General features: G+C 54.7%; 2 rRNA genes (1 of these 2 cut by a window edge). Both read right to left on the bottom strand.

Going from position 1 to position 1,621, the window contains the following annotated elements:
• Window positions 1–117, bottom strand: a 5S ribosomal RNA gene (gene rrf / locus ACWDTI_RS27195).
• Between the two features lie 113 nt (window positions 118–230).
• Window positions 231–1,621 (bottom strand): 23S ribosomal RNA (locus ACWDTI_RS27200); it runs 1,811 nt beyond the window's last position.

A 1,621-nucleotide genomic window follows, 5' to 3' on the forward strand; every position in this document is an offset into this window, starting at 1 on the left:
GTTCGGCGGTGTCCTACTCTCCCACACTGGTTAGGGTGCAGTACCATCGGCGCTGGAGGGCTTAGCTTCCGGGTTCGGAATGGGGCCGGGCGTTTCCCCTCCGCTATGGCCGCCGTAACTTTGTGAAACCCACACACAACGGGTTTGTTTGTTGTGTGTTGTCTCAGAAGATGCATAGTGGATGCGAGCAGAGCTCTATCTCTTAACACTTGTTTTGGGTGTTAAGTGTTGTTGGTAAGTCCTCGGCCGATTAGTACCAGTCACCTACACCTGTTACCAGGCTTCCAGTTCTGGCCTATCAACCCCATGGTCTGTAGGGGGCCTTACCCACTCAATGGTGGTGAGAAACCTCATCTTGGAACAGGCTTCCCGCTTAGATGCTTTCAGCGGTTATCCCTTCCGAACGTAGCCAACCAGCAATGCCCCTGGCGGGACAACTGGCACACCAGAGGTTCGTCCGTCCCGGTCCTCTCGTACTAGGGACAGGTTTCCTCAAGTTTCTAGACGCGCGCGGCGGATAGAGACCGAACTGTCTCACGACGTTCTAAACCCAGCTCGCGTGCCGCTTTAATGGGCGAACAGCCCAACCCTTGGGACCTACTCCAGCCCCAGGATGCGACGAGCCGACATCGAGGTGCCAAACCATCCCGTCGATATGGACTCTTGGGGAAGATCAGCCTGTTATCCCCGGGGTACCTTTTATCCGTTGAGCGACACCACTTCCACACGTTGGTGCCGGATCACTAGTCCCGACTTTCGTCCCTGCTCGACATGTACGTCTCACAGTCAAGCTCCCTTGTGCACTTACACTCAACACCTGATTGCCAACCAGGCTGAGGGAACCTTTGGGCGCCTCCGTTACATTTTGGGAGGCAACCGCCCCAGTTAAACTACCCACCAGGCACTGTCCCTGAACCCGATCAGGGTCCGAGGTTAGAAGTCCAATACGATCAGAGTGGTATTTCAACAACGACTCCACAACCACTGGCGTGGCCGCTTCACAGTCTCCCACCTATCCTACACAAACCGAACCGAACACCAATACCAAGCTATAGTGAAGGTCCCGGGGTCTTTTCGTCCTGCCGCGCGTAACGAGCATCTTTACTCGTACTGCAATTTCGCCGAGTCTGTGGTTGAGACAGCAGAGAAGTCGTTACGCCATTCGTGCAGGTCGGAACTTACCCGACAAGGAATTTCGCTACCTTAGGATGGTTATAGTTACCACCGCCGTTTACTGGGGCTTAAATTCTCAGCTTCACCCTCGAAAGGATTAACCGGTCCTCTTAACCTTCCAGCACCGGGCAGGCGTCAGTCCGTATACATCGTCTTACGACTTCGCACGGACCTGTGTTTTTAGTAAACAGTCGCTTCTCTCTGGTCTCTGCGACCCCCACCAACTCCCACCGCAAGGGCGTTCATCAGTGCGGGTCCCCCTTCTCCCGAAGTTACGGGGGCATTTTGCCGAGTTCCTTAACCACAGTTCTCTCGATCGCCTTAGTATTCTCTACCTGACCACCTGTGTTGGTTTGGGGTACGGGCCGTGTACCAACTCGCTAGAGGCTTTTCTCGGCAGCATAGGATCATGGAATTCGCCGCAACGGCTACGCATCACCTCTCAGTA

This window comes from Gordonia sp. NPDC003424 (assembly GCF_053588655.1).